1 protein-coding gene is annotated in these 1,046 nt (G+C 73.3%); it reads right to left on the bottom strand.

What is annotated here, in order from left to right; all coding sequences use genetic code 11:
* The coding region (locus tag ABZ463_RS41630; RefSeq protein WP_362785753.1) for an AMP-binding protein at positions 1 to 1,026 on the bottom strand (1,026 nt) is incomplete at its 3' end.
* Between the last annotated feature and the right edge of the window lie 20 nt (positions 1,027 to 1,046).

The following is a 1,046-nucleotide window of genomic DNA, read 5'->3' as shown; positions in this document are numbered from 1 at the left end:
GATGGTGGGCCGGTCCAGGTCGGCGGGGGTGACCAGGTGGGCGGTGGCGAAGACGGTGCACTCGCTGGGGCCGTAGCCGTGGGCCAGCCGGGTGGCGGGCAGTTCGGCCAGGGCGGTGCGCACGTGGCGGACGGTGACGGCCTCGCCGCCGAAGATGAGTTGCTGCACGTTGGCCAGGAGGTGGGGGCTGGTGGAGATGATCGTGTTGAACGCGGTCGTGGGCAGGAACAGGTGGGTGACCTGGTGGGCGTGGACGGTTTCGGCGACGGTCAGGGGGTCGCGGTTGGTTCCGGTGTGCACCACGACGCGTCCGCCGGTCAGCAGCGGGGGGAGGATCTCGACGAGGTTGCCGTCCCAGGACAGGGCCGAGTGCAGCAGGGCGACCGTGTCGGGTCCCCAGGTGGCGTAGTGCACGCCGGTGAAGAAGCCGTTGATGGCCCGGTGGGGGACGAGGGTTCCCTTGGGCCGGCCGGTGGAGCCGGAGGTGTAGGGGATGTAGAAGACCCGCTCCGGGTCGGCCGGGTGGGCCGGGTTGGTGTCCGGCTGGGCGGCGATCGTCTCGGCTTCGGCGGTCAGGTCCAGCACCGGAACCAGGGCAGGAACCCGGGCAGGGGCCGGGGCGGAGGCGGAGGCCTGGACCTGGGCCTGGGCCTGGGCGGGGGCCTGGGCGGGGGCTGAGGCCGGGACCTGGGCGGGGGCCGGGGCCTGGGTGGGGGTCCAGGGGTGGGCGGGGGTGGTGATGACGGCGGCCAGGCCGGGTTCGGTGGCCATCAGCGTCAACCGGCCCGGGGGCAGGCCGGGCTCCAGGGGCACGTATCCGGCGCCGGCTTTCAGTACGGCGAGCAGGGCGGTGATGTAGGTGGCGCTGTGGGTCAGGTGCAGTCCGACCAGGTCCCCGGGCTTCACTCCCCGGTTGTTCAGGGTGTGGGCCAGGCGGTTGGCGGCGGCGTTGAGCTGGCCGTAGGTCAGGGTCGCGCCGTGGGGTTCGGTCACCGCGACGCGGTCGGGGTGTTCCCGGGCCCGCACCTCGAACACCTCATGCACCG

The organism is Streptosporangium sp. NPDC020145 (assembly GCF_040631275.1).
Taxonomy (GTDB): domain Bacteria; phylum Actinomycetota; class Actinomycetes; order Streptosporangiales; family Streptosporangiaceae; genus Streptosporangium.
The sequence above is the reverse complement of the archived record's forward strand: the minus strand, read 5'-3'. Positions and strand labels throughout refer to the sequence as shown.